Raw genomic sequence first — 24,404 nt, 5'->3', positions numbered from 1 at the left:
TGGCCCCTTCCGGTGGAGGGGCCATTACGTGCGTCCGGGGACCTGCGCGATCAGGGCTTTCGGCGCCACGAGGCAATACGCGTCGGTGACGATCCGGTCGATCTCGGCCCAGTCGACGTCGACGTCCAGCCGCACCCCGATGCCCGACATACGGCGGACGGAAGAACCGCTCCGGCTCGGCGCCCGCCAGCTCCTCCTGCGCCCCCGGCGGCGCCGGGCACCAGAAGGCGACCTTGTCGTCGTGATGACGGTCGGCGTTGCACTGGCAGCTGCACGAGATCGAGGCGCGCAAGGCCGAGAAGGCCAAGGCACTCGCCGCGGCGGGTGAAGTGACCGAAGTGACCTCCCCCCACGGGTGGCGACGGTGACCGGCGCTTGGTGACGCCATCACGGCGACCATCCGGCGGGCGCTGACCGGCGAGCCCGCACCGCGGCCGGACCCCGTTGCGGATGACCACGACGAGCCGATCGACACCGTTTTCGATCTTCAGAAGACGACGATCAGCACGCCGATCCACGCGATCACGATGCCCGCGGCCGCGCCGAAGGAAGCCCACCGCACGATCGGTACCCGCCGCGCGAGCCACAGCGACGGCGCGATCCCGGCGGTCACGACGGCGGACGCGAGCAGCGCGAGCCAGCCGTTGGTCTCGCGCGCGAGGGTGTTCGCCAGCGCCAGCATCGCCACGACGACCAAGGCCGCGGCGAACGCGGAGACGGTCAGCCCGGTCAGCCACGGTGTCGGTTCCCCGGCGGGGTCCGGCGTGCCGAAGAGCCGCCGCGCGAGTTCGTTGCGGGGGGTGGGGGCGGGCGGGTCGATGATGACGCCGGCACCGGAGACGGGATCGACGAACCGCACCGACGTGCCCATCGTGGCGGCGACCCGCTGGGCGAGCTGGCGGCCTCGCTGGGAGACCACGGAAGCGGCCTCGGTGCCGGTGCCGCCGACGGCGGACGCGACCCTGGCCCATTCGTGCAGCGCCTGAGCGAGATCCGAACCGATCGCGAGTGAATGCGGGTCCACTTCGCGCGCGCGTTCGCCGCCCGGACCGGCCAGCACCGCGCGTCCCTCACGGATCCGCAATTCCATCGGTTCTCCTCGTGATCGCTCGGGTGCTCACGATAGCGGTGGACGCGTCTCGTAGAACGCGATCGCGCCCGCCGTGGCGACATTCAGCGAATCGACGCCTTCCGGCATCGGGATCCGGACCGCGACGTCGGCCGCGGCGATGGCCTCCTCGGTCAGGCCGGGGCCTTCCGCGCCCAGCATCAGCGCGACCTTCCCCGGTGTCTGGTCCCGTAACTGGCGCAGCGAAACGGAATCCGCACGAGGAGTGAGGGCCGCGATGCGGAAACCGCGTTCCCGCAGCAATTCCAGGTCGCCGGGCCAGGAGCCGAACGTCGCGAACGGCACGCGCAGCACGTGCCCCATCGAGACGCGGACGCTGCGCCGGTACAGCGGGTCCGAGCAGCCGGCGCCGAGCAGGACACCGTCGACGCCGAGCGCGGCCGCGTTGCGGAACAGCGAACCGAGATTCTCGTGGTCACCGACGCCTTCGAGCACCGCGAGCACCCGTGCGCCGTCGATGACCTCTTCGACCGCCGGCGGCGGGACCGGCCGGTCCGCGACGGCCAGGATGCCCCGGTTCAGGTGGAAGCCGACCACGTCGGCCATCGTCTCGGCCGAAGTCACATAACCGGGGACGTCGACGGCGTCCAGGTCGCCGCCCAGTTCGTGGAATCGCCGGTCCACTCCGAGCAGGGAGCGGACCGGGTAGCGGGACTTGAGCAGGCGCTCGACCACGACGGTGCCTTCGGCGATCACAAAGCCACGCCCACCCGGCCTATCGGGACGCCGATCGGCTGTGGACAAGTCGCGGAAATCGTCGAGCCGCGGGTCGCCCGAGTCGTCGATGGTGATCAGTTCTGCCACCGGGAGAGTGTGTCATCCGCCCGCTGCGCGCCGTTTGCGTCCGATCGTCCACGGGTAAGTAGTACGAACGGAGGTATTTTGCTGTCAGTTAACCCCTGGTGACGGAGAGCACCAGTTTGGCCGCTAGCCGGGCGACAGCGAGGCGTGAAACCGTTGGGCCGCCTGGCAGTCCCGCCTGGATCCCGCGGAGCGTGGCCAATGAGGAGCTCGACGAACATGGGTAAGAATCTTTCGGCGGACCCCTCCGAGCCGCAAGATCGCGGCCGCTATCGCCGGAAGGTACAGCGCTGCCTCGACACCTTGGCCCGGATGCTCACCGACGGGAGTTTTTCCTTCCCGCGCAAGAACATCGGCCTCGAGGTCGAACTCAACCTCGTCGACGGCCAGCTGCGCCCGTCGATGACGAACACCACGGTGCTCGAAGCGCTGAACGATCCGTCGTTCACCACCGAGCTCGGTCAGCACAACCTGGAACTCAACGTTCCGCCGCGGCCGCTGGCCGGCGAGTCCGCCTTGCAACTGGAGGAAGACCTCCACGCGTACCTGGGCGCCGCCTCCCGCAAGGCCGAGGAATCCGGCGCCTCCCTGGCGATGATCGGCATCCTCCCGACGCTGCGGCACGAGCATTTCGACCAGAAGTGGCTCACCAACAACGCCCGGTATTCGCTGCTCAACGACCGGATCTTCGCCGCGCGCGGCGAGCGCACCGTGCTCTCGATGGAAGGCTCGCCGCTGCCCGGCCGTCAGCCCGAGCGGCTGCGCAGCTACTCCGAATCCATCCTGCCCGAGGCCGCCTGCACCTCCGTCCAGCTGCATCTGCAGGTCGCGCCGGACGAATTCGCGGCGCACTGGAACGCGGCGCAGGCGCTGGCGGGCGTCCAGGTCGCCGTCGGCGCGAATTCGCCGTTCCTGCTCGGCAAGGCGCTCTGGCACGAGACGCGGATCCCGCTGTTCCTGCAGGCCACGGACACCCGGCCCGAAGAGCTGAAGAACCAGGGCGTGCGGCCGAGGGTGTGGTTCGGCGAACGGTGGATCACCTCGATCTTCGACCTGTTCGAGGAGAACGTCCGGTACTTCCCCGGCCTGCTTCCCGAGACCGACCGGGAGGACCCGATCGAGGCGCTCGACTCCGGGCAGGCCCCGAAACTCACCGAACTGCGGATGCACAACGGCACCGTCTGGCGCTGGAACCGGCCGGTCTACGACGTCGTCGACGGCCTGCCGCATCTGCGGGTGGAGAACCGCGTGCTGCCCGCCGGCCCGACCGTCGTCGACATGGTCGCGAACGCCGCCTTCTTCTACGGCGCGCAACGGGCGCTCGCCGAGGCCGACCGTCCTGTGTGGACACAGATGTCGTTCCAGGCGGCCGAGGAGAACATGTACGCGGGGGCGCGCCGGGGTTTCGACGCGCAGCTGTACTGGCCGGGTATCGGCTGGATCCCGCCGGACGAGCTGGTGCTGCGGGTCCTGCTGCCGCTGGCGCACGAGGGACTACGCCGATCGGACGTTTCGGACGAGGCGAGAGAGCGTTATCTGGGCATCATCGAGCAGCGGTGCCTCACCAGGCGGACCGGCGCGGCGTGGCAGCGGGAGTACGTCCTGCGCGCGGAGGAGCGCGGCGCCGAGCGGGAGACCGCGCTGAACCGGATGCTGGGCCGGTACCTGGAGCTGTCGGCCACCGAGACGCCGGTGCACACCTGGTCGCTGGAGGCTTAGAGTTTCCTCCAGGGAGGTGGCTCGTGCCCAAGATCATCGGCCGGTCGCTGGAGGAGCACCGGCGCGAGGTCCGCAGCAGGGTGTTCGACGTCCTGCGCGGGCAGCTGTACGAGCGCGGGTTCGACGCGATCACGCTCGCGGGTGTCGCCGCCGAAGCGGGCCTCGGCCGCACGGCGATGTACAACCACTTCCCCGACAAGGAAAGCCTGCTGGTCGCCTTCGTCGAGGACGAGGCGACCAGGTACGTCGAACGGCTGACGGCGGCCGTCGCGACCGCGGACACCCCGGTCGAGAAGCTTTCGACGTTCGTCCGGCTCCAGCTGCGGGTGCTGGCCGAGTACCACCTGCCGCCGGGGACGGCGCTCGCGTCGGCGCTGGCACCCGCCGCGTACCGGCGGATCAGCGCGCACGCCGACCCCATCACCGGCCAGTTGCGCGAGATCCTCGCCGAGGGGGTGCCGGACGAGGACCCGGACGTGCTGATCCCGATGATCACCGCCGCGCTGGGCAGCCGTCAGGTGGTCGACGTGCCACCCGAACGGCTGGACGACGCGATCGAGGGAGCGGTCCGCTTCGTGCTCAGAGCGGTCGGGATGACCGGGAAACCTGAAAATTAGGGTAGCCTAACCCGCAGTTGTGCCTTACGCTCTTTCTGACAGCATGTCAGATCGATGCTTGGAGGCTCTGTCCATGCCGGTGACCACCGACGTCGAATCCGGGCCGTTCTCCGCGACCCTGCGCGCCTCCACCCTGCCCGCCCACGAGCGGGCCAACCACTCCGAGTACATGAACGCACTGCTCGGCGGCGAGCTCACTCGCGACGGGTACACCCGGCTGGCGATCCAGTACTACTTCATCTACCAGGCCATCGAGCTGGCCGCCGACAAGCTGGCGAAGGACCCGGAGGCCGGCAAGTTCGTCTTCGAGGAGCTGCGGCGGCTGCCGAGCCTCGAACGCGACCTCGAACACCTCGTGGGCCCGGACTGGCGCGAGACTGTCCGGCCACTGCCCTCGACGGAGCGTTACGCGCGGCGCGTGGCCGAGGCGTCGGACTGGTCCGGCGGGTTCGTCGCCCATCACTACACGCGCTACCTCGGCGACATCGCCGGCGGCCAGGTCATCCGGCGGCTGCTGGAGCGCAAGTACGAGCTCACCGAAGCGGGTTCGCTATTCTACCACTTCGACCGGCTGGGCAGCGCGCCCAAGTTCCGGGACAACTACCGGGAGCAGCTGAATTCGGCGCCGTGGACCGAGGACGAGCGCGCGCGGCTGATCGAGGAGGCCATCGTGGCCTTCGAGTGCAACATCGCGGTGTTCGACGAGCTGGCGAGCGAGCTGGACGCGTACCGGGCCGCTTGACCTCGTGAGTGATAAGGACGGTTAGAACCGTCCTTACCACTCACGAGCAGCTTGATGCGGGCCGGGCGCGGGGTAGGGCAGGCCCCACCCCGCGATCGGCGGCCCGCCGGATCCCTTCTCCCCGGGGAAATCCCTAACTTTCGGGGTATGTTCCGGATCGCGGCCACCGCCGCCCTGCTGACCTTCGCGACGGTCCTGAGTGCCCCCGCCGCCCATGCCGCGACACCCGCCGGCGTCTTCGACGAAATCCTCCCGCGAAGCCTTGCCGAGCATCACATCCCGGGCGCCGCCGTGGTGGTCGTCGAGGGTGGGAAGACCGTGTTCTCGGCGGGCTACGGAGTGTCCTCGGTGGACACTCAGGCCAAGGTGGACCCCGAGCGCACCGGGTTCCTGATCAACTCCGTCGGCAAGTCGATCGCCGCGACCGCCGCGATGCAGCTCGTCGAACAAGGCAAGCTGGCGCTGGACGCCGACGTCAACACGTACCTGAAGTCGTTCAAGATCCCCGAAACCTTCCCCGGCCGCCCGGTCACCCTGTTCTCCCTCCTGACCCACACCGCGGGTTTCGAAGATCGCGTGTACCGGATGTTCACGCCACGCGACGAGAAACTCCCCTCACTCGCCGAGCATCTCGCGAACGAGATGCCGACCCTCGTCCGCCCGCCCGGCGAGGTCGCCTTCTACTCGAACTACGGCTACGCGCTGGCCGGGCATCTCGTGGAACTCGCGTCAGGACAGTCCTATGCGGACTACGTGCGGCAGCACATCTTCGAACCGGCGGGCATGAAGGACAGCAGCGTCGCCCAGCCCACCCCGGACGTCCCGCTGGCGAGCGGGCACCGCTGGGACGGGTCCGCGCAGGTCGTCCCGCCCGCCAACTTCGGCCCCGAACCGCCCGCCGGTGACGGGAACGTCGCCACCCCGGCCGATATGGGCCGCTACCTGTCCGCGAACCTCGTCCCCGGCGCGTTCAGCCGCTCCTTGCTCGACCAGCTGCACGGCGCGCGGTTCCGCAACGACCCGCGACTGCCCGCGATGGGTTTCGGCTTCTCCGAGCGGTACCTGAACGGGCTGCGCATGGTGGAGAAGACCGGCGACTCACCGGGATTCTTCAGCGTGCTGGAGCTGATCCCCGAGAAGAACATCGGCGTGTACCTGGCGTTCAACGGTGGCGCGTTCTCCGGTGACGCCGCCGCGGTGACCGCCGAGGTGCTCAAGGCCTTCGTCGAACGGCTCCAGCCCGCCGCTCCCGTTCCCGCGCCTGTGACCCTCGCGGGTGATGTCTCGCGGTTCGAAGGCAACTACAACAACACCCGGCTGGACTACGACAGCTTCACGAAGGTCCGTGCGCTCGCGGGCGGCGTCACGGTGACCGCCGACGGCGACGGTGCGCTGACGACGTCCGGCCTCGGCGAGGGGACCCGGCGGTGGACGCAAACCGACGCCGGGCTGTTCACCGACGCCGCGGGCGAGCGGCTCGCGTTTCGCGAGTCCGGCGGGGAGATGCTGCTCTTCGCGGGCGACGACCCGAACTCCTCCTACGAACGCACGTCGTGGCTCGGATCACCCTCCACGCACCTGCTGATCCTCGGTATCGCGCTGCTGCTCCTGCTGGGCGCGCTGCTGTGGTGGCCGATCCGCGCGTTCGTCCGGCGAGGCCGTGAACGGAACCCGTCGGGCGCCCGGTTCGCGACCGTCGCCGCCTGGTCCGCGGCCCTCGCGGTCCTGCTGTTCACGGGCGGTTTCGCGCTCCTCATGAGCGATCTGAGCGCCGCCGCCGTCGCGCTGACCTCCGGGCACTCCCCCTTGCTGAGCATCACCCTGCTTCTGCCGAACGTCGTCCTGCTCCTGACCGGCGCGGCCGTCGTCTGCACGGCGCTCGCGTGGCTCCGCCGGTGGTGGAACACGCCCGCCAGGATCACCTACACGGTGGTTTCCGTGGCGCTGGTGGCTTTTCTCGGGGTGCTCGCCTCCTACCACCTGGTCGGGCTGCCCTACCTTGCTTGATGACCGGCGTCACATCGCCCTTGACCTCCAGCTAACTGGAGCTAGCAGGGTGGGTTTCAGGCGGTGGCCCCACCGGGTACAGCCGCTACGAACGGGTCGTTCCACCTGGGGAGAAACGCGGCGCCCCCGGTCGCCGCAAACGGGTGAAGACGACTAAGTTCGTCCTTGGAAACTTGTGTCGAAGACAGAAGGAGGGCCGATGGCCCGCTACGTGCTCCCCGATCTCGACTATGACTACAGCGCTCTGGCGCCGCACATCTCGGGCGAGATCAACGAGCTGCACCACAGCAAGCACCACGCGACCTACGTCAAGGGCGCGAACGACACGCTCGACAAGATCGCCGAGGCCCGCGAGGCCGGCAACTTCGGCGACATCGTCGGCCTGCAGACCACGCTGGCGTTCCACCTCGCCGGGCACGCCAACCACGTCGTGTGGTGGAAGATCCTCTCCCCGGAAGGCGGCGACAAGCCGACCGGCGAGCTGGCCTCCGCGATCGACGAGGCGTTCGGCTCCTTCGACAAGTTCAAGGCGCAGTTCACCGCGGTCGCCACCACGATCCAGGGCAACGGCTGGGCCGCGCTCTCCTGGGACCCGATCGGCAAGACGCTGATCACCCAGCAGCTGCGTGACCACCACAACAACCTGGTCCTGCCGACCACGCCGATCCTGCTGGTCGACGTGTGGGAGCACGCGTTCTACCTGGACTACAAGAACGTGAAGCCGGACTACGTCAAGGCGCTCTGGAACATCTTCAACTGGGCCGAGATCTCCAAGCGGTTCGACAACGCCGTCGCCGGTGGCAACGGCCTGCTGCTCGGCTGACCTCTCGCCACGAAGCGGGGCTCTCCTTCCGGGAGGGCCCCGTTCTTTGTTTCCGCCCTTGACCTCCAGCGGAGTCGAGGTGTGAAGGTGGACGCATGGACGTCGCCGCATACCTCGACCGCCTCGGGCTCGACCGGCCCGCCACCGCGGACGTCGCCGCGCTGCGGACGCTGCAGGACCGCCATCTCGCGGTGGTCCCGTTCGAAAACCTGAGCATGCACCTCGGCGAGCCGATCGTCCTGGAGACCGAAGCGCTGTCCGACAAGATCGTGCGACGGCGGCGCGGCGGCTTCTGTTACGAGCTGAACGGGCTCTTCGCCGCTTTACTGCGGAAACTGGGGTTCGACGCCGAGCTGAGATCGGCGAAGGTGTTCCGGCCGGACGGCACCCTCGGGCCGCCGTTCGACCATGTGGTCGTCCACGTCGACCTGGACGAACCCTGGCTGGCCGACGTCGGTTTCGGCCGGTTCAGCCGGTTCCCGCTGCGGCTGTCCGCCACCGAGGCGCAGGCCGACCCGGAGGGTGAGTTCCTGTTCCTCGACGCGCCCCACGGCGACATCGACGTGCTGCGGGACGGTGATCCCCAATACCGGATCGAGCGACGGCCACGGGACCTGGACGAGTTCGTCCCGACGGCGTTCTGGCAGTCGACGTCGCCGGACTCGCCTTTCACGCGAGGGCCGACCTGCTCACTGTCGACCAGGCACGGCCGGGTCACGCTGGCGGGTGACAGGCTGATCGTCACCACCCACGGCGTGCGCGAGGAGACGACACTTTCGGGTGATCGGGAGCTCCTGGACGTCTATCGGAAGGAGTTCGGGATCGAACTCGACCGGACGCCTTGACCGAATCGGCATGGTCATCGACCATGAACCCTCCGGAATGAACGAAGCCCCGCCGCCGGGGGTGACCCGGTTGCGGGGCTTCGTCCGTTCCCGAACTGACTGCCGCTCCCACCACGAAGCGGACATGTATGAGGTTAGCCTAACCTCATCTACCCGGACAAGGGGTACGGCCGAGAGATGCCGATCTCACCCTTCCGGGTGACGGCACACTGGTCTCCATGAGTCTTCTGAGCGGCAAAGCCGTGGTGATCACCGGTTCCGGACAGGGTCTGGGCAGGGCTTTCGCCCACCACGCGGCCGCACAGGGCGCGGCGGTCGTGGTGAACGACGTCGAAGCGGGGCTCGCGGAGCAGGTCGCGCGAGAGATCCGCGACCTGGGCGGGCGGGCCGTGTCCTATGCGGGCTCGGTCGCCGAAGCGGAGCCGGCCGCCGGAATGATCGACCGGTGCGTCGCCGAGTTCGGCGGACTCGACGGCTTGGTCAACAACGCGGGCGTCAACTACCGGGCCGACCCGTGGGCGGACGACCCGGCGCGGATGCGCGAAGTGGTCGAGGTCAACGTGCTCGGCCCGCTGTTCTGCGGCACCGCGGCGGCGAAAGTGCTGCGCGAACGGGGCGGCGGCGTGATCGTGAACGTCGGGTCCGGCTCGATGATCGGCCAGCGGCGCGCGGCCGCGTACTCGGCGTCGAAAGGCGCCGTCGCCTCCATGACCGCCTCCTGGGCGGCCGACCTGGCCGAGCACGGCATCCGGGTCAACGCCGTCGCGCCGGTGGCCTGGACACGGATGGCCCGGAACGACCCGACCGTCGTCCAGACTCCCCAGCACACCCCGGAACGGGTGGCACCACTGGTGACGTATCTGCTCAGCGACCTGTCGGCCGGGGTCACCGGGCAGATCCTCCGGTTCCGCGGCGACATCCTGTGCGTGCTTCGGCAGACCGCGATCAAGGATCCCGTGCTGGAACGGGAAGACTGGACCGTCGAAGACATCGCGGACGCCGTGGGCGGCGATCTGCGGGAGGCATTGGAGCCGCCTCCCTCGGCGAGGTGGAGGTAGCCGGGAGGCTGAACGGATTCGCGGGACGGGGCATCGGCCCGGTTTCCTCCGGCGGTCCTGCCTCCTCACCCTCGAGTAGGGACCGCAGCCTTTTCTTGCTTACGCGCAAAGGCATCACACTCGGCCGATGATCTTCTTGTCGGCCCTCACCGGAACAATGCACGGATGACCAGCCACGTGTTCGTCGACGAGAGCAAAGAGCGCGGCTACTTGGTGACCGCCGCCGCGCTGCTTTCAGGCGACCTCACGTCCGCCAGGCGCGCTATACGCGGTCTTGTGCTTCCCGGGCAACGTCGTCTGCATTTCACCCACGAGAACGACGGACGCCGGAAACGGATCCTGGACACCATCGCCGGACTCGGGCCGACGGTGACGATCTACGACGCTTCAGCGCATCATCGACGTCGGCAGCGCGAAGCCTGCCTCGACGCGCTCGTCGAAGACCTCGCGAACGCCGGGGCACGAATGCTGGTCCTGGAGAGCGACGAGTCGATAGTGGAGCTGGACAGGAAGACGCTCTATCGCTCTGTCCGACGGCACGGATGCCACGACACTCTCGCGTACCGGCATCTTCGTGCCTTCGAGGAACCACTGCTGGCCGTGAGGGAAATGGCCGAAGAGATCAGAACCGTATGAGGTCCGGATACGCGAAACCCGGCCCACCCACCGTCCGGAAGGCTGCCGGGTCCACTTCGCCGGTTTACTAACCAGCGCTGCTCGAATTCTACCCCAACCCTCCCCCGAAGGCCCACTCCGCGGATCCATCCATCGGGTTGGCGTTTCGCCGGACAGCAGGCCCCCGACCGGCTAGCTTCACCCCGTGGCCACCCCGAACGACTACCGCGCCATCGCGCGCAAGACCGACCGTCCGATGTGGATCTGGGCGGGCTGCGCGCTGATCAGTGTCCTGCTGCTGTTCGGGGCGGGGATCGTCGTCGCGATCACCCTGCTGAACCGGGACGACACCGGATCCGAGGCGAAGCTCCCCGAAGTCTGGCCGACCAAGTCCGGGCAGGCGCTCCGCCCGGTCGTGATGCCGACGGGTGAGATGGTGGCCGCGCTGACGGACGAGACCGGCGCGCAAGTGCTGTGCCAGGTGATCCCGGAGCAGCGCTGGGAGGAGATCCTCGGCGGTCCGACGCTCCGGGAGGCGGGCGGGGCCTGTCACGCGGTCACCGCGAAGCTCGACGTCAGCGCGCAGATGATCGCCGCGCTGCCCGAGGACACGAGCCGGGGCATGCCCACCAGGACCACCGTCGCGGGCAAGCTCGCGGTCATCGCGACCGACAAGGACGGCACCAGCCTGAGCGTCGAGCTCGTCGAGGTCTTGCCGCACCACGGTGCCTCACCGGTGCTGCACGTCTCCGTTCGCGGCAGGACCACCGAAACCCCTGAAGCCGAAGGGAAGGCGAAGGCGCTCGCCGAGGCGCTGATCGCCGGTGCGACGCCGCCCGGGCCGAAGTTGCCGAAAATCGGCGAAGACGGCGAGATCCCCTTGGAGAAGACCGAGCCGGGTCCGATCAAGGACCGGCCGCTTCCGGTGATCTCCTGGCTGCTGTGCGGAGAACTCGGCCGCGCCCTCGGCGTGCCCGTCGACAACGCGAAGCCGACCTTCTTCGCCGCGTGCGAGCTGAACGGCGTGACCGCGGATTACAGCGCGCTGTCCTCGGCCGTCGTCCCGACCACGACCATCGCCGGGCTGCCCGCCCAGGTCGACGGACGGGGTGTCGTCGTGCAGCTCACCGACGATCCGGACGGGCAGACGCTGAAGTTCAAGGGCAGCGGCGATCTCCCGGCGCTCGCCGAGAAGATGGTGCCGCCGCTGCTCGGCCGCTAAGCCCGGTAGTTCGACAGGAGGTCGCCGAGCAGGGTCTCGTACGCCTTCCGCTCGAACCTGGCCCCGGCGAACAGGTCCTCGTCCAGGCCGTCGAACGGCTCGTAGTCGGTTTGCCAACCGAGGGTCCGCCACTCGACCACGTCGTCGCCGAACACGACCTCGACGCTGTACGCGCCGCAGCCGAGGTCACCGCACGCCGGGCAGACCAGCAGCGCGACCCGGCCATCGTCGAAATCACCTGGCAGTTCGCCCAGCAGACGGCGAAGCGTCTCGACAGCGGCCTCGCGCCACACATCGTCGTCCAGGAACAGCGGTGTCTGCTGCTGCGGCGGCTCGGAAACCATCGAGCGCAGCGCGACGCCGTCGATCGTCCAATCGAGGAACCGGGCCTCGCCGTCGGTCCACCGAGTCAGCGACGGCTCGACGCCGAGTCTGTTCACACCCGCTCCCTCTTCAGCACTCGCAGACCGTTCCCGAACCGCCGCACCGGCAGGCTCACCCCGCCGCGCCGGATCAGCACGACAGCGCACGCTATCGCGGCGAGCGCGGAGACCGCGCCGCCGATGTAGAACGGCGAGCGGCCACCGAAGGCGTGGGCCATCCAGCCGGTCATCGGGCCGCCGACGGGGTTGCCGCCGATCAGCACCAGCACGTACAGGCCCATCACGCGGCCGCGCATCTCCGGGCTGACCGCGGTCTGCACCAGCGCGTTCGCCGTGTTCAGGAAGGTGATCGTGGCGAAGCCGAGCGGGATCAGCGCTAGGCCGAAGGTCAGGTAGGTCGGCATGAACGCGGTGACCACCTCGAACGCGCCGAGCAGGAACGCCGAGATCAGCAGCAAGCGCACCCGCGGACCACCGCGGCTGTTGCGGCGGGCCGACATCAGCGCGCCGGTGAAGGTGCCGACGGCGACCAGTGTCGACAGCAGGCCGTAGCCGTCGGCGTCGGTGTGGAAGACGTTCGCGGCGACGATCGGCAGCGACGTGAAGTATGTGATGCCGAACGTGCTCACGAAGAACACCAGCACCATCACGGTCATCAGATCGCTGCGCCGCCGCACGTACCGCAGCCCCTCGACGAGCTGCCCCTTCTCGCGTGGGATGGCCGGGCCGCGGAAGAGCTTGTCCGGGTTCATCATCACCAGCGCGGCGATGACGGCGCCCGTGCTCACCGCGTTCGCCATGAACAGCCACCCGGTGCCGACCCAGGTGATCGCGAAACCCGCGATGGCCGGACCGACGATCCGGGCCATGTTGAAGATCGAGGAGTTGAGCGCGACGGCGTTGGTGACCTTGTCCCTGCCGACCATCTCGGCGACGAACGACTGCCGCGCGGGTACTTCCAGCGACGCCGTCACGCCGAGGGTGAAGCAGAGCAGGTAGACGTGCCAGAGCGCGGCGATCCCGCTCAGGTCGAGCGCGCCGAGGACGACCGCCTGTGCCAGCACGGCGATCTGGATGCCGATCAGCAGCCGCCGCTTGTCGACGCGGTCGGCCAGCACCCCGGCCCACAACGAGAGGAACAGCGTCGGCAGGAACTGCAGGGCGACCGCGATACCGAGCGCGATCGGGTCGTTGCCGCTGAGGGTGAACACCAGCCAGTCCTGCGCGATGCGCTGCATCCAGGTGCCGATGTTCGAGATGACCTGGCCGGTGAAGAAGAGCCGGTAGTTACGGACCTTCAGCGAGGAGAACATGCTCCCGCGCGGCTTCTCGGGCGCGGGGGACGGTGGTGGAGCGGGTTCCCGGGTAACGGTGGTCTTGGAAGGACACTGTGTTTCGTTACCCGTGGTCGTCACCGCTGTTAGTTCCCCGCCATCCTGTCGATGATCTCGGAGGCGCGAGAGAGCACTTCACGTTCTTCGGCGCTCAACTCCGCCAATTGCTTGTCCAGCCAGATCTCCCGCGCGGTGATCTGCTCGATCACGTAGGCCCGGCCGCGGTCGGACAACTCGACGATGGCCTGGCGGCCGTCCGTCGGATGCGGCCTGCGCTCGACGTAACCCATCTCCTCGAGCGCGGCGATCACCCTCGTCATCGAGGGCGGCTGGACGCCTTCCTTCGCGGCGAGCTGACCGGGGGTCAGCGCACCGCATTTGTGCAGCGTCGACAACGCGGACACCTGGGTCAGCGAGATGCCGTCACCGGCCCGCTGGGCCCGCAGCCGTCGATTCAGCCGCACCACCGCGAGACGCAGGCGGCTCGCCAATGAGCGCTCGTGCGTGTCTCCGGACATATAGTTAGCTTACCTCACGATCGGATCATCGGCCCGTGAGATCGCCCACGGCTGACATAACCGCTGGTCAGTTGAACGCGGCTTGGATGGGGCCGACCGCGAAGTAGGCCACGAACATCACCGCGATACCCCACATGAGCGGGTGCACGCCCTTGGCCTTGCCGGTGACCGCGCGGATGACGACGTAGCTGACGAAGCCGGCGCCGATGCCGTTGGCGATCGAGTAGGTGAACGGCATGACCACGATGGTCAGGAAGGCGGGCAGCGCCACGGTGAAGTCGGCGAAGTCGATCTCCTTGACCTGGCTCATCATCAGCGCGCCGACGACGACCAGCGCCGGAGCGGCGGCCTCGACCGGGACGACCTGGTAAAGCGGGGTCAGGAACATGGCCGCGATGAAGAGGACGCCGGTGACGACGTTCGCGAGCCCGGTCCTGGCGCCCTCGGCGATACCGGACGCGGATTCGACGAAGACGGTGTTCGAACTCGACGACGCGAAACCGCCCGCCACGGCGGCGGTGCCGTCGACGAACAGGGCCTTGCCGACGTTCGGGAGCTTGCCGTCGGGCGGGAGCAGGCCGCCCTCCTTCGCCAGGCCGGTCATCGAGCCCATGGTGTCGAAGAAGTCCGCCAGCACCAGGGTGAACACCAGCAGCACGACGGTGATGATCGGCAACCGCGTCCAGGCGCCGAAGGAGATCTCACCGACCAGCGAGAGATCCGGCACGCCGAGGACCTGATCGGGCAGCGCCGGGTAGCCGAGGTTCCAGCCCTGCGGGTCGACGCCCTTCGACGGGCCCACCTTGGTGATCGCCTCGACGACGATCGCCAGCACGGTCGAGGCGAGGACCCCGATCAGGATCGCGCCCTTGACCCGCTTCGCCACCAGGATGCCGGTGACCAGCAGGCCGACGACGAACACCAGCGTCGGCCACGACGCGATCGAACCGTTGATGCCCAGCCCGACCGGCACCGTCGTCTTCGCGTCGTCCGGGACGCGGCGGACGAAGCCGGCGTCGACCAGGCCGATCAGGCAGATGAACAGGCCGATGCCGACCGCGATCGCGGATTTCAGCGGGGGCGGCACGGCGTTGAACACCGCCGTCCGGATACCGGCGAACACCAGCAGGACGATGACCAGTCCTTCGATCACCACCAGGCCCATCGCCTCCGGCCAGGTCATCTGGGCGGCGAAGGTGACCGCGATCAGGCTGTTGATGCCGAGGCCGGTGGCGATGGCGAACGGGTAGTTCGCGACCAGCCCCATCACGATGGTCAGCACCCCGGCGACCAGCGCGGTCACCGCGGCCACCTGCGGGACGGGAAGGATGTTGCCGAGGACGTCCTTGTGCGCGCCCGCGTCGTCGGCGGAGAAGCTGCCGAGGATCAGCGGGTTCAGGACCACGATGTAGGCCATCGTGAAGAAGGTGACGACCCCGCCGCGGATTTCCCGCCCCGGTGTCGAGCCGCGCTCGCTGATCTTGAAGAACCGGTCCAGTGTGGACCGGGTGCGCTGCTCCGCCATCGCGTATCACCCTTCAGCCGTTGCCGGGTACCCTTCCCCACGTGGGCGAATCGATCAATTCCGGGGAAGTGAACGGTTCGTTGCGGCCAACGCCGGAACTGCCGAAGCGGCTGACCGACCTGACGCCGGTCGTGATCGTAGGTACCTCGCTCTGGGCGGTCGCGACCGTGGTCCTGTTCTTTGTGACCGACGGCATCTGGGTGCAGACGGCGTTGTCCGGCCTCGTGCTCGGCTTCATCGGTCTCGCGATCATCGCCTGGCAGCGCGCCGCCGCCCGCCGGGGCTCGAAGGGCGCCCAACGCTTCTGACCCACCCCGCGTTTCGTCAGTTGAGCAGGGCCGAAGGCGAGGGGTCATCGAGCAGGGCCGTGAGGACGTGGCGGTCGGCCCATCGGTCGGTGGCCCAGGCGAAGGCCCGGCCGAGGCCTTCGGGGGTGTCGGCCGCGTGCAGCCTGCCGTCGGACCACCAGGCGACGTCGTGCTCCGCGTCCTCGAAGGTCACCGTCAGCGCCTCGTGCAGCAGCACCCCGCCCTCGGGAAGCTCGACGCCCAGCTGATCCGCGGCCAGCCGGAGCGCGGACAGCTCCGTCCACGGCACGAACTCGCCGTCTTCGGTGACCTTGGCGTCGAGACCGCTCGCCACCGGCAGATCCAGCAGTTCCGCCAGCGCGGCGGCGCCGCTCGCCGCGACGACCATCCGCTCCGGCGCCAGCACCGCGGCGAACCACGGCACGTCGAGCACGACGGCGTCGCGAGCGTCGACGGCCGAACCGTCCGCGGCGCGGACGCGATCCGGCGGCGTGACGTCCACTGTGTACTCGGCGAGGGCCGCGTGCGCCCGGGAAGCGAGCCCGGGGCTCACCTTGCGCTCGGGATCGCCCAGCCGCTCCAAGAGGTCTTCGACGTCTTCGGCGTCGGCCCCCAGCTCCGTCCGCACCCCGGCGGCGAGCAGGATCTCCTTGCTCAGCCCCGAATCCGGGACGACGTCGTAGAGCCCGGCCAGCGCGGACGCTTCCGGCATCCGCCAATCGAGCGGCGCGTGCCCGTCCAGGAGCGCGTACCGCGCCAGCCACCAGCCAGTGTGCCCGCCGGGTTCGGTGAGGGCCCGCCAGGTTTCGGGGCGGGACGCGAGCAACCGCAGCGCCGCCGGCCAGGCGTCGTCGCCGACGAGGTCGAGATCGCGCACGGCGAACACGCGTGACGGCGGGCGCTCCAGCGAATCCCACCAATTGTGCTCGTCGGGCAGACCGTGCTCGGGTTCCAGCGGTTCGTCGTCGGTGATGATCGCGAAGGAATCCAGCACGCCGACCGCGACGAGCGTGGCCGACGGCCAATCCTCGGCGAATTCCTCGTCCAGTACGGACAAAGCGCCGTCTTCTTCGAACACTTCCGGATCGAAGATGTCACCGAGCGGCGACGTGGGCAGGACGAGTTCGTCCGCGCGTCGCCAGCCGTCCTCGCTCGGCAGAGCCAGCGCACCCGCCCAATCCGGGGCTTCGTCGCCGACCTCGGCGATCAGGCGGAGCACCGCGCCCGCGAGGGCCGTACCGTCCAAACCGGACCGGACGTCTTCGACGCTGCGTTCGACGGCGGCGCTCAGCGCGTCGGCTTCGAGCAGGTCCCTCGCCTCGGCATGCTTGGCTCCCAAGCGTTCCAGCAGCGGGTGCGCCGCGGCCGGGTGCACGAGCCGCAGGCCGATGATGTCCACATCGGACAGAAGTTCGAGCAGCTCCGCCGAGCCGCCGACGAGCAACGCGTCACGGACGCCGGGCAGGGTGCGGCCGTCCGACATCGGCACCGGCAACGCGCCGAGGTCGTCCTTGGTGAGGTCGTGCGCTTCGAGCGCCGGCAGCAGCACGTCGTAGAGCGAACGCCACCACGAGGGTTCACGTTGCGCCCCGGTCAGCAGATCGATGGCCTCGGACGGCGAAAGCGCCTGCGCGCCGACGGCGCGAAGGTCCACACCGGACAGTGAAATCAGTCCGGGCACGAGGTCGGCCAGCAGCGGCGCCAACCCCGGCACATCCACCGACAGGACGCGCGCCTGACGCCCCGGCAAGTCGTCACCCGCTTGCGCGGGAAGCCAGGGCGAGTCGGCGAGATTTTCGAGGATGGCCTCCCGCAACGTTCCGTCCACAGTGGAACGCGGGAAGTCCGCACCGGGCACGAGCGCCAGGCGTTCCTTGCCGGGCAAGGAACGGACGAGTTCGACGTACTCCCGCGCGGCGTTCTTCAGCGCCGCCGTCAGCTCCGGACCCGGCAGCGCGCGGCGGCGGGACGGCTCGATCGGCAACGTCGCGATCAGCCTGGCAGGCAGGGAAAGCTCGTCGTCGGTGGGCGTCGGCGCGTGCAGGACGTCGGCACCGAGCGGCCGGGGCGAACCGGCCCCGTCCAGCGGGACGGCCCAGACGACGTCGCCGCGATGAACCTGCCAGTGCTCGGAACCGTCCGGCGACGCGAGCTCGACGACGCCGTCACCCAGCTCGGATCGGCGCCAAACACCACCATCGACCTCGATGCTTTCGAGCCAGGACAGGGTGAGCAGGAGATCGCTGACGTCGTTCTTCAGGTCCGCCAGCAACGCCTGACTGTCGATGCCCTCACGCAACGGAAGCCGGACCTCGGTGGTGAAGCCTTCGGGCACAGGAGGTTCGGCTTCGGCGACCGGCCACGGAAGCCGGAGCACGGGAACGTCGCCGGTGCGGCCGGCTTCGGCCCGCGTGCGTTCCGCGGAGAAGGCGACCCCACCGGTCGCCGAAACGATCCTCGGCTCGGCGGAAACCGTGAGCACGGCGGCGAATCCGACGCCGAAGCGGCCGACGGTCTCCTCGCCCTTGCCGGAAGCGCGAAGGGAGGCAAGGGATTCGACACCGCGCGCGTCCAAGGGAGCGCCCGTGTTGGCGAACCTCAGCTCACCGTCCACAACGGACACCCGGAGCCCGCCGCGTTCACCGGCGGCCAAGGCCGCGTCGGCGGCGTTCTGCGCCAGCTCGACGAACAGCCGGTCACGGTAGCCGCCGACCCGCAGGTCGTTCTCGGTGTTCGTGTCCTCGGTGAACCTCGTCGGCGAATCCGCCCACGCCCGCAGGACGGCGGCGCGGAGCCGCTCGGTGCCGAACGGGTCAGTGCTCACTGGTGCTTTCGGCCTCGACCTGCGCTTCGTCGGCGGTGTCCGGCACGGCGGCCTCCGGCTCGACCTCCGGCTGGACCTCGGCGGTCTCCGGCGTCTCGGCCACCGGGGCCTCGGACTCGTCGACGACCGTGGCCTCGGCAGGCTCGGGCTCGGGCTCGGGCTCGGGCTCCGGCTCGGCGGGGGCCTCCGGCGCGGCCTCGAAGTCGATCAGCGAGTCGTCGTAGACCAGCTCCGCCACCGGCACCGACGAGGTCACCTCGACCTCGATCTCGGAATGCGCGCCGCAGCCGTACTCGACGTCGACGACGTGGCCGTCCGCCGGGGAGATGTCGTTGGTGCACGCGCCGAAGGCCGCGCTGAGCGACCCGGCGAGCGGCACGAAGAACCCGCAGCTCCCGCAGACGTCCGGCGCGCTGCGCGCCATGTCCGACCGCGGACCGAACTCGCCGCCGTGCCAGCGGGCGGCGGCGTCGAGCCTGCCGTGCCGGGACAGCACGTGGACCCGGCCGAGACCGGCCTCCATGGCGACCGCTTCGACCGCGGGGTCGTCGGACTCCAGGTACGCCGGGACGAGCCGCAGGTCGTCCTTCTCCACCGGGAAGATGTCGCCGACGCCGAGGTCGCCCGCCTGGACGCGGCGATCCCACGGGACCCACGCCGGGGCGACGCGCGCTTCCGGACCGGGGATCAGCACGACCTCGCTGACCGTGATCGGCTCTTCCTCGCCGGCGAGCGCGACCGTGACCGACCAGCGCCAGCCCCGATAACCCGACACGGTCGCCTCGAACAGGTGGCTCGCGGAAACCGCGTCCTCGGAGTCCACGCCGACGTGCGCGCCGACCTGTTCGGCACCGGCGTCCTCCAGCACCGCCGCACGGGCGAGATCGACCGCCTCGGCGAGTTTGCGCTGGATGGAGCCGTCGTCCAGGGTCAACAGCAGGGTCATGCCCCCATTCTGCCGCACGCGATATCGCGGTCCGTGTCAGGCTGTCCGCGTGCGCACGCTGATGACCATGTCGCTCCTGCTGGCCGCCGTCCTCGGTGGCTGCGCCGCCGCGCCGGTGAGCGACGCCGCCCCGCCCGCGCCCGAGAAACTCAAGGTGCGGGTGCTCTCGACACTGCCCCACGACCCGGCCGCGTTCACCCAGGGCCTCGAGTTCTCCGGCGAGACGCTGTACGAGGGGACCGGTCTGGTCGGGAAGTCGTCGATGCGGGCCGGGCCCGCGGGTGCGGCGCCGTCGGTCCGGCAAGACCTGCCCGGCCTGTTCGGCGAGGGCATCACCGTGCTGGGGCCGACGGCCTGGCAGATCACCTGGAAGGACGGCGTCGCGATCGAACGCGACGCCAAGACGCTGGCCGAACTCAGGCGCGTGACGTACACCGGCGAGGGCTGGGGGCTCTGTCACCGCGACGGGCAGCTGGTGATGAGCGACGGCTCGTCGAAGCTGACCTTCCGCGACCCCGTGACCTTCGCGCCGACGGGCGGCGTCGAGGTGGGCCGTGACCAGCTGAACGAGCTGGAATGCGTCGGGGACTCCGTGTACGCGAACGTCTGGCAGAGCGACCGGATCCTGCGGATCGACGCCGCGACCGGGCGGGTGACCGGCGAGATCGACGCGTCCGGGCTCCTCACCCCCGGGGAACGGAGCGCCGCCGACGTCCTCAACGGCATCGCGGCGGTGCCGGGGACCGGCGAATTCGTGCTCACCGGCAAGCTCTGGCCCAAGATGTTCCGGGTGACGTTCGTCCAGGCCTAGACAAAAGCAGTGGTGAACGCGCGAAGCGAGACCCGCGTAAGGCAGGATTGAAGCGTGGGAATCTTCGGCTCGAACTCTGGCCCCGACGGCACGCCTTCCGGCAGGCCGGGCAAGGAGCGTGGCCGCAAGAGCAAGCGGAAGTGGACGCCGGAGCCGGGGGCCGCCCAGGCGCGCAGCTGGTCCGCGCCGCCGCCGACCCGCGTCGACCAGCAGCCGGTGCCGCCCGCGGGCCGTCCGCGGCACCAACCCCAATACCAGCCGCATCCGGCCGGGCCGACCGCCGACGAGGCGCGCACCAGCGCGATCCCGATGGGACAGCACCAGCCGCCGCCCCGCGGCGCGCGGCCGTATCCGGATCCTTCGCAGCGGCAGACCGAACCCGTCCGGCGTCGTCCGGGCGGGTTCTACGACGAGCACCCGCCGGGCAGCGGCGAGTACGAGCACTACGACACCGGTGGCTACGCGGGTGAGCCGCGGGTCGCCCAGGAGCAGCCGCACGAGCATCCGACGACCGCGGTCCCGCCACGCGCGGGGTCCCTGCCGAAGATGCCGAAGAAGATCACGGTCACCCGGGTCGCGGCGATGCGCAGCCGTCAGCTGACCGGGCAGGCCGTCGGAGCCTTCCAGCGCGCGACGAAGGCGGACGGCGCCGACAAATCGGGCCTGACTTCGCTGACGTACGCGGTGATGCTGAACTACGCCAGCGACGCCGCCATGGCGATCGCGCTGGCCAACACCTTGTTCTTCGCCGCCACCAGCGGGGAGAGCAAGGGCAAGGTCGCGCTCTACCTGCTCATCACGATCGCCCCGTTCGCGCTCGTCGCGCCGGTGATCGGCCCCGCGCTCGACAGGATCCAGCGTGGCCGCAGGCTCGCGATGTGCGTGTCCTCGGCGGGGCAGGCGCTGATGGCGATCGTGATGGCGCTGCACTTCGACGACTGGCTCCTGTACCCGGCGGCGCTGGGCATGATGGTGCTCTCGAAGTCGTTCACCGTGCTCAAGGCCGCCATGACACCACGGGTGCTGCCGCCGGAGATCACCCTTTCGAAGACGAACGCGCGGCTGACCGTGTTCGGGCTGGTCGCCGCCGGTGTGTTCGGTGCGCTGGCGAGCGGGGTCAACGCGATCTGGGGCTCTCAGGGCGCGCTGTGGTTCACCATGCTGATCTGTGTCGCGGCCGCGGTGCAGTCGATGCGCATCCCGTCCTGGGTCGAGAAGACCGAGGGCGAGGTGCCGGCGTCGCTGTCCGCGCACCCCGAGCGACGGGTCAAGAAACAGCGGCAGCCGATGGGGCGCCAGATCGTCCTCTCGCTGTGGGGCAACGGCACCGTCCGTGTGCTGACCGGGTTCCTGATGATGTTCTCCGCGTTCGCGGTGAAGGCGCAGGCCGAGGGCAGCGGGCAGAGCCCGTTCGACCAGTTGCTGCTGCTCGGCATCATCGGCGCCGCGGCGGGTGCCGGTGGTTTCCTCGGCAACGCGCTGGGCTCGCGGCTGCACTTCGGCAAACCGGATCAGGTGATCCTGGCGTGCGTCGGCGCCTGTCTCGGCATCGCGATCATCGCCACCGTCGCGGCGGGGCTGGCGACGGCGGCGATCGTGGCGCTCGTCGGCGCGACCGCGAGCGCGCTGGCGAAGATCAGCCTCGACGCCGTCATCCAGGAAGACCTGCCGGAAGAGTCGCGCGCGTCGGCGTTCGGGCGGTCGGAGACCGTGCTGCAGATGTCCTGGTGCTTCGGCGGTGCCGTCGGCCTGTTGCTGCCGCCGACGTACTGGATCGGCTTCCTGGTGCTTTCGATCCTGCTGGCCGTCGGGTTCACGCAGACGTTCATGGTGCGGCGCGGCAGTTCGCTGCTCCCGGGACTCGGCGGCGACCGGCCGCTGCGCCCGGAGCCGACCAGCGAATCGCCGATCCCCTCGCAGCCCGGTGACTCCCGGTGGCGGCCGGGCTCGTAATCTTCACCGTATGCGGCGACTTCGTAGTTTGGCCCTGCTCGCGGCGGGTGGTTTCGTGGTGGCCGGTTGCTCGGCCCCGGGCCCCGAAGAGGTGACTTTCTTCGCCGACGGGAAGACGGTGAACGTCACCCCGCTGGCGTCCTGCGACATCAAGAGCGCGCAGTGCACCACCAGGCCCGACGCCGCCGGCAAGCTGCGCATCCGGCCGGGGAAGCCGGTGCAGATCTCGGTGCCGACCGCGATCGCGGAGACGCCGTGGAAGGTCACGGTGCAGTACGTGAACGGCAAGGGCGAGCCACAGGAGCTCAAGCAGGACATCATCACGTCGCTGGACCGGTTCGCCTACACCGTGACGACGCCCCGGCCCGACGACCAGATCCTCGTCGTCGAGGTCGCGCAGGCTTCGGTGATCAGCCAGACCGGGCGTCCGGAGGACGCCGAGGCGGTCACCACGGCGATCTGGTCGCTGCAGGTCGAGCCGCCGGCCGTCTGAGGTAGCAAGGGACCTTTGCTACCGCTCGCGCGGGCAGCCCCTTAGCTCGAGCCCCAGTACATGAAGGTCCCCTTCCTGTACCTAGGCGCAAGGAAGGGGGCCTTCATGTACTGGGGAAGGTGTGAAGGTCGAGTTTCCTCGGCTGAGCCGCGTGAAGGGGGCCTTCACGCGCTGTCGTCGTAGTTGGTGGTGGTGCCCGCCGAGGCCCCCGTGCCATGAAAGGTCCTTTCCTTGCGAAATTTGCAAGGAAAGGACCTTTCATGGCACTTGACGGAGGGAGCGCCGGATCAGGGATCGAGGTCCCGGGCGACGGCGCGCATGATCTCGGCGATCTGCTTCGTGTTCTTCCGGTCCGGGTAGCGATTGCGCCGCAGGTCCGGCTGCACCTTGAGCTCGAGCAGCTTGATCATGTCCTCGATGAGCCCGTGCAGCTCCTCGGCGGGACGGCGGCGCGCCTCGGCGACCGACGGCGGCGGGTCCAGCAGCCGGACGGAGAGCGCTTGCGGGCCGCGGCGGCCGTCGGCGACACCGAACTCGAGGCGCTGGCCCGCCTTGAGCCCTTCGACGCCCTGCGGCAGCGCGGCTTTGCGGATGTAGACGTCGGCGCCCCCATCCTGGGTGACGAAACCGAAACCCTTCTCCGCGTCGTACCACTTGACCTTGCCGGTCGGCACTTCCCTCACCAGTCCTTTGCTGTCCTGCTCACAACGAACGCGCCCGGGGGCGTACCCAGGGCGCGCGTCCCATAAGCGTATCTCGCCACACGCCCTGTGGAGAAGCGGATACCGGCGGATACCCTCTGCTTCATGGAGACCGCAGTAAAGGAGGCCGCTGTGGCCGTCCCCGAAAAGCCCGGCAAACCGATCCTCATGCGCGTCGGCATCGGCCTGTTCGCGCTCGGCATGATCGCCGTCACAGCGGTGTTCGTGCTGTTCGCCGCCGGTCTGGAGAACCTGCCGGTGTGGCTGTCCGCCGCGGCGGGCGTGATCACCCCGCTGGGACTGGCCCTCGGCCTGATCGCCCTGATCCGCGAGGCTCGCCGAAAGAGCTGAACCAGCCGGGGAACTCGGTCAGCGAGTCGAACACCACGTCGGCCCCTTCCGCGAGCAGCTCGTCCTTGGTGCACGGACCGGTCGTGACCCCGACCGGGACCGCGCCGGCCGCCTGCGCGCCGCGAATGTCGCCGACGTGGTCCCCGACGTAGACACGGGCGCCGTGCTCGGTGAGCGCGGCGGCCTTCTCCGTCGACCACAGCTCGCCGACCAGGACGTCGACCTCGAAACCGAGCGCGTCCAGGTGGAGTTTCGCGTTGGGGGCGTACTTGCCGGTGACGACGACCGTGCGCCCGCCTGCCTCGCGGACCGCGTGCAGTGCTTCGGCCGCGCCGGGCATCGCGACCGTCACGGGCACGACCGTCTCCGGGTACATCGCGCGGAAGCGCGCCACCAGCTCCGGGATGCGCTCTTCCGGCGCCCCGAAGCCGCGCAGGCTGGCGTCGAGGGGCGGGCCGAGGTTGGCCGCGAAGAACTCGCCGTCCAGCGGCAGGCCGGACTCCACGCCGAGCGCGTTCATCACCGCGACCATGCCCGGCCGCGGATCGATCAGTGTCATGTCGAGGTCGAACCCCACGGTGATGCCCACCCGGTCACGGTAGCCGTCACCACCGACTGATTTACACCGGATGGGTGCCCGTCAACTTCTTTGACATGGATGTGATCTGTGTCAAGCTGG

Annotated in this window: 24 protein-coding genes and 1 pseudogene; 14 read left to right on the top strand and 11 right to left on the bottom strand. The window is 69.4% G+C overall.

What is annotated here, in order from left to right:
• Positions 1-24 precede the first annotated feature (24 nt).
• The 3 genes and pseudogenes from ACLJQ7_RS11940 to ACLJQ7_RS11930 all read right to left on the bottom strand — a co-directional run.
• Positions 25-256: pseudogene (locus ACLJQ7_RS11940) on the bottom strand (MmcQ/YjbR family DNA-binding protein); the annotation flags it as partial.
• A 231-nt stretch (positions 257-487) separates the two neighbouring features.
• On the bottom strand, positions 488-1,090 hold the full coding sequence (locus ACLJQ7_RS11935) for a DUF2537 domain-containing protein (protein WP_410648247.1): 603 nt from the start codon (positions 1,088-1,090) through the stop codon (positions 488-490).
• A 27-nt stretch (positions 1,091-1,117) separates the two neighbouring features.
• Complete coding sequence (locus tag ACLJQ7_RS11930; RefSeq protein ID WP_410648245.1) at positions 1,118-1,933, bottom strand: TrmH family RNA methyltransferase; 816 nt, start codon at positions 1,931-1,933, stop codon at positions 1,118-1,120.
• A gap of 216 nt (positions 1,934-2,149) precedes the next feature.
• Here ACLJQ7_RS11930 and ACLJQ7_RS11925 point away from each other — a divergent pair, with 216 nt between their 5' ends.
• The 9 genes from ACLJQ7_RS11925 to ACLJQ7_RS11885 all read left to right on the top strand — a co-directional run bounded on the left by ACLJQ7_RS11925 (position 2,150) and on the right by ACLJQ7_RS11885 (position 11,578).
• A complete protein-coding gene (locus tag ACLJQ7_RS11925; RefSeq protein WP_410648244.1) occupies positions 2,150-3,649 on the top strand; it encodes a glutamate-cysteine ligase family protein in 1,500 nt (499 codons plus the stop codon).
• 23 nt (positions 3,650-3,672) lie between these two features.
• Positions 3,673-4,266 (top strand): TetR/AcrR family transcriptional regulator, encoded by a 594-nt coding sequence (locus ACLJQ7_RS11920; RefSeq protein WP_410648243.1) that lies wholly within the window; start codon positions 3,673-3,675, stop codon positions 4,264-4,266.
• Between the two features lie 73 nt (positions 4,267-4,339).
• Positions 4,340-5,008: a heme oxygenase (biliverdin-producing) gene (locus tag ACLJQ7_RS11915; RefSeq protein ID WP_410648242.1), complete on the top strand. Its 669-nt coding sequence runs from the start codon at positions 4,340-4,342 to the stop codon at positions 5,006-5,008.
• 147 nt (positions 5,009-5,155) lie between these two features.
• Positions 5,156-7,015 (top strand): serine hydrolase domain-containing protein, encoded by a 1,860-nt coding sequence (locus ACLJQ7_RS11910; RefSeq protein ID WP_410648241.1) that lies wholly within the window; start codon positions 5,156-5,158, stop codon positions 7,013-7,015.
• A gap of 199 nt (positions 7,016-7,214) precedes the next feature.
• Positions 7,215-7,838: a superoxide dismutase gene (locus ACLJQ7_RS11905; protein WP_016337537.1), complete on the top strand. Its 624-nt coding sequence runs from the start codon at positions 7,215-7,217 to the stop codon at positions 7,836-7,838.
• 95 nt (positions 7,839-7,933) lie between these two features.
• Positions 7,934-8,683 (top strand): arylamine N-acetyltransferase family protein, encoded by a 750-nt coding sequence (locus ACLJQ7_RS11900; RefSeq protein ID WP_410648240.1) that lies wholly within the window; start codon positions 7,934-7,936, stop codon positions 8,681-8,683.
• Positions 8,684-8,901: 218 nt separating this feature from the next.
• A complete protein-coding gene (locus ACLJQ7_RS11895) occupies positions 8,902-9,741 on the top strand; it encodes an SDR family NAD(P)-dependent oxidoreductase (protein ID WP_410648239.1) in 840 nt (279 codons plus the stop codon).
• 165 nt (positions 9,742-9,906) lie between these two features.
• A complete protein-coding gene (locus tag ACLJQ7_RS11890; protein WP_410648238.1) occupies positions 9,907-10,377 on the top strand; it encodes a hypothetical protein in 471 nt (156 codons plus the stop codon).
• Between the two features lie 184 nt (positions 10,378-10,561).
• On the top strand, positions 10,562-11,578 hold the full coding sequence (locus ACLJQ7_RS11885) for a hypothetical protein (RefSeq protein ID WP_410648237.1): 1,017 nt from the start codon (positions 10,562-10,564) through the stop codon (positions 11,576-11,578).
• On the opposite strand, the gene ACLJQ7_RS11880 is transcribed toward ACLJQ7_RS11885, so the two are convergent.
• The 4 genes from ACLJQ7_RS11880 to ACLJQ7_RS11865 form a co-directional block, all read right to left on the bottom strand.
• Complete coding sequence (locus tag ACLJQ7_RS11880; protein WP_410648236.1) at positions 11,575-12,018, bottom strand: hypothetical protein; 444 nt, start codon at positions 12,016-12,018, stop codon at positions 11,575-11,577. The genes ACLJQ7_RS11885 and ACLJQ7_RS11880 overlap by 4 nt on opposite strands.
• Positions 12,015-13,274, bottom strand: coding sequence for an MFS transporter (locus ACLJQ7_RS11875; RefSeq protein ID WP_410648234.1), 1,260 nt, complete (start codon positions 13,272-13,274; stop codon positions 12,015-12,017). Before ACLJQ7_RS11875 ends, ACLJQ7_RS11880 begins: the two co-directional genes overlap by 4 nt.
• 107 nt (positions 13,275-13,381) lie before the next feature.
• Entirely contained in the window at positions 13,382-13,813 is a 432-nt protein-coding gene (locus tag ACLJQ7_RS11870) for a MarR family winged helix-turn-helix transcriptional regulator (protein WP_016337543.1), read from the bottom strand.
• 67 nt (positions 13,814-13,880) lie between these two features.
• Positions 13,881-15,338: an NCS2 family permease gene (locus ACLJQ7_RS11865; protein ID WP_410648233.1), complete on the bottom strand. Its 1,458-nt coding sequence runs from the start codon at positions 15,336-15,338 to the stop codon at positions 13,881-13,883.
• Positions 15,339-15,418: 80 nt separating this feature from the next.
• Between ACLJQ7_RS11865 and ACLJQ7_RS11860 the strand changes: the two genes are divergently transcribed.
• A complete protein-coding gene (locus tag ACLJQ7_RS11860; protein ID WP_410648571.1) occupies positions 15,419-15,646 on the top strand; it encodes a DUF2530 domain-containing protein in 228 nt (75 codons plus the stop codon).
• A gap of 16 nt (positions 15,647-15,662) precedes the next feature.
• Here ACLJQ7_RS11860 and ACLJQ7_RS11855 read toward each other — a convergent pair whose 3' ends face one another.
• Positions 15,663-18,470 carry a sacsin N-terminal ATP-binding-like domain-containing protein gene (locus tag ACLJQ7_RS11855; protein ID WP_410648232.1) on the bottom strand — a complete coding sequence of 936 codons (2,808 nt, stop codon included), beginning with the start codon at positions 18,468-18,470 and terminating at the stop codon, positions 15,663-15,665.
• Positions 18,460-19,416, bottom strand: coding sequence for a DUF3027 domain-containing protein (locus ACLJQ7_RS11850; protein WP_410648231.1), 957 nt, complete (start codon positions 19,414-19,416; stop codon positions 18,460-18,462). The genes ACLJQ7_RS11855 and ACLJQ7_RS11850 overlap by 11 nt, the downstream gene beginning before the upstream one ends.
• Positions 19,417-19,465: 49 nt before the next feature.
• Between ACLJQ7_RS11850 and ACLJQ7_RS11845 the strand changes: the two genes are divergently transcribed.
• The 3 genes from ACLJQ7_RS11845 to ACLJQ7_RS11835 are packed head-to-tail and all read left to right on the top strand — an operon-like array spanning position 19,466 to position 22,673.
• Entirely contained in the window at positions 19,466-20,227 is a 762-nt protein-coding gene (locus tag ACLJQ7_RS11845; protein WP_410648230.1) for a glutaminyl-peptide cyclotransferase, read from the top strand.
• 54 nt (positions 20,228-20,281) lie between these two features.
• Positions 20,282-22,180: an MFS transporter gene (locus ACLJQ7_RS11840; protein ID WP_410648229.1), complete on the top strand. Its 1,899-nt coding sequence runs from the start codon at positions 20,282-20,284 to the stop codon at positions 22,178-22,180.
• Positions 22,181-22,208: 28 nt separating this feature from the next.
• Positions 22,209-22,673, top strand: coding sequence for a DUF2771 family protein (locus tag ACLJQ7_RS11835; protein WP_410648570.1), 465 nt, complete (start codon positions 22,209-22,211; stop codon positions 22,671-22,673).
• A 287-nt stretch (positions 22,674-22,960) separates the two neighbouring features.
• Here the strand turns inward: ACLJQ7_RS11835 and ACLJQ7_RS11830 are convergent, their stop codons facing one another.
• Complete coding sequence (locus ACLJQ7_RS11830; RefSeq protein WP_016337551.1) at positions 22,961-23,347, bottom strand: cold-shock protein; 387 nt, start codon at positions 23,345-23,347, stop codon at positions 22,961-22,963.
• 132 nt (positions 23,348-23,479) lie between these two features.
• On the opposite strand from ACLJQ7_RS11830, the gene ACLJQ7_RS11825 reads away from it, so the two are divergent.
• Positions 23,480-23,725 (top strand): hypothetical protein, encoded by a 246-nt coding sequence (locus ACLJQ7_RS11825; protein ID WP_125683903.1) that lies wholly within the window; start codon positions 23,480-23,482, stop codon positions 23,723-23,725.
• Here ACLJQ7_RS11825 and ACLJQ7_RS11820 read toward each other — a convergent pair.
• The gene (locus tag ACLJQ7_RS11820) at positions 23,661-24,314 is read right to left on the bottom strand and encodes an HAD family hydrolase (protein ID WP_410648228.1); all 654 of its coding nucleotides are present in this window, start codon (positions 24,312-24,314) and stop codon (positions 23,661-23,663) included. The genes ACLJQ7_RS11825 and ACLJQ7_RS11820 overlap by 65 nt on opposite strands.
• Positions 24,315-24,404: the final 90 nt, after the last annotated feature.

The organism is Amycolatopsis sp. cmx-4-54 (genome assembly GCF_046548895.1).
Classification (GTDB): domain Bacteria; phylum Actinomycetota; class Actinomycetes; order Mycobacteriales; family Pseudonocardiaceae; genus Amycolatopsis.
The sequence above is the reverse complement of the archived record's forward strand: the minus strand, read 5'-3'. Positions and strand labels throughout refer to the sequence as shown.

What these genes read in the sequence shown, in the direction of transcription:
- ACLJQ7_RS11825 (WP_125683903.1), top strand. Translation starts at nt 23,480, where the DNA reads ATGGAGACCGCAGTAAAGGAGGCCGCTGTGGCCGTCCCCGAAAAGCCC.
- ACLJQ7_RS11895 (WP_410648239.1), top strand. Translation starts at nt 8,902, where the DNA reads ATGAGTCTTCTGAGCGGCAAAGCCGTGGTGATCACCGGTTCCGGACAG.
- ACLJQ7_RS11875 (WP_410648234.1), bottom strand. Translation starts at nt 13,274, where the DNA reads ATGTTCTCCTCGCTGAAGGTCCGTAACTACCGGCTCTTCTTCACCGGC.
- ACLJQ7_RS11935 (WP_410648247.1), bottom strand. Translation starts at nt 1,090, where the DNA reads ATGGAATTGCGGATCCGTGAGGGACGCGCGGTGCTGGCCGGTCCGGGC.
- ACLJQ7_RS11905 (WP_016337537.1), top strand. Translation starts at nt 7,215, where the DNA reads ATGGCCCGCTACGTGCTCCCCGATCTCGACTATGACTACAGCGCTCTG.
- ACLJQ7_RS11890 (WP_410648238.1), top strand. Translation starts at nt 9,907, where the DNA reads ATGACCAGCCACGTGTTCGTCGACGAGAGCAAAGAGCGCGGCTACTTG.
- ACLJQ7_RS11925 (WP_410648244.1), top strand. Translation starts at nt 2,150, where the DNA reads ATGGGTAAGAATCTTTCGGCGGACCCCTCCGAGCCGCAAGATCGCGGC.
- ACLJQ7_RS11910 (WP_410648241.1), top strand. Translation starts at nt 5,156, where the DNA reads ATGTTCCGGATCGCGGCCACCGCCGCCCTGCTGACCTTCGCGACGGTC.
- ACLJQ7_RS11915 (WP_410648242.1), top strand. Translation starts at nt 4,340, where the DNA reads ATGCCGGTGACCACCGACGTCGAATCCGGGCCGTTCTCCGCGACCCTG.
- ACLJQ7_RS11870 (WP_016337543.1), bottom strand. Translation starts at nt 13,813, where the DNA reads ATGTCCGGAGACACGCACGAGCGCTCATTGGCGAGCCGCCTGCGTCTC.
- ACLJQ7_RS11850 (WP_410648231.1), bottom strand. Translation starts at nt 19,416, where the DNA reads ATGACCCTGCTGTTGACCCTGGACGACGGCTCCATCCAGCGCAAACTC.
- ACLJQ7_RS11865 (WP_410648233.1), bottom strand. Translation starts at nt 15,338, where the DNA reads ATGGCGGAGCAGCGCACCCGGTCCACACTGGACCGGTTCTTCAAGATC.
- ACLJQ7_RS11900 (WP_410648240.1), top strand. Translation starts at nt 7,934, where the DNA reads ATGGACGTCGCCGCATACCTCGACCGCCTCGGGCTCGACCGGCCCGCC.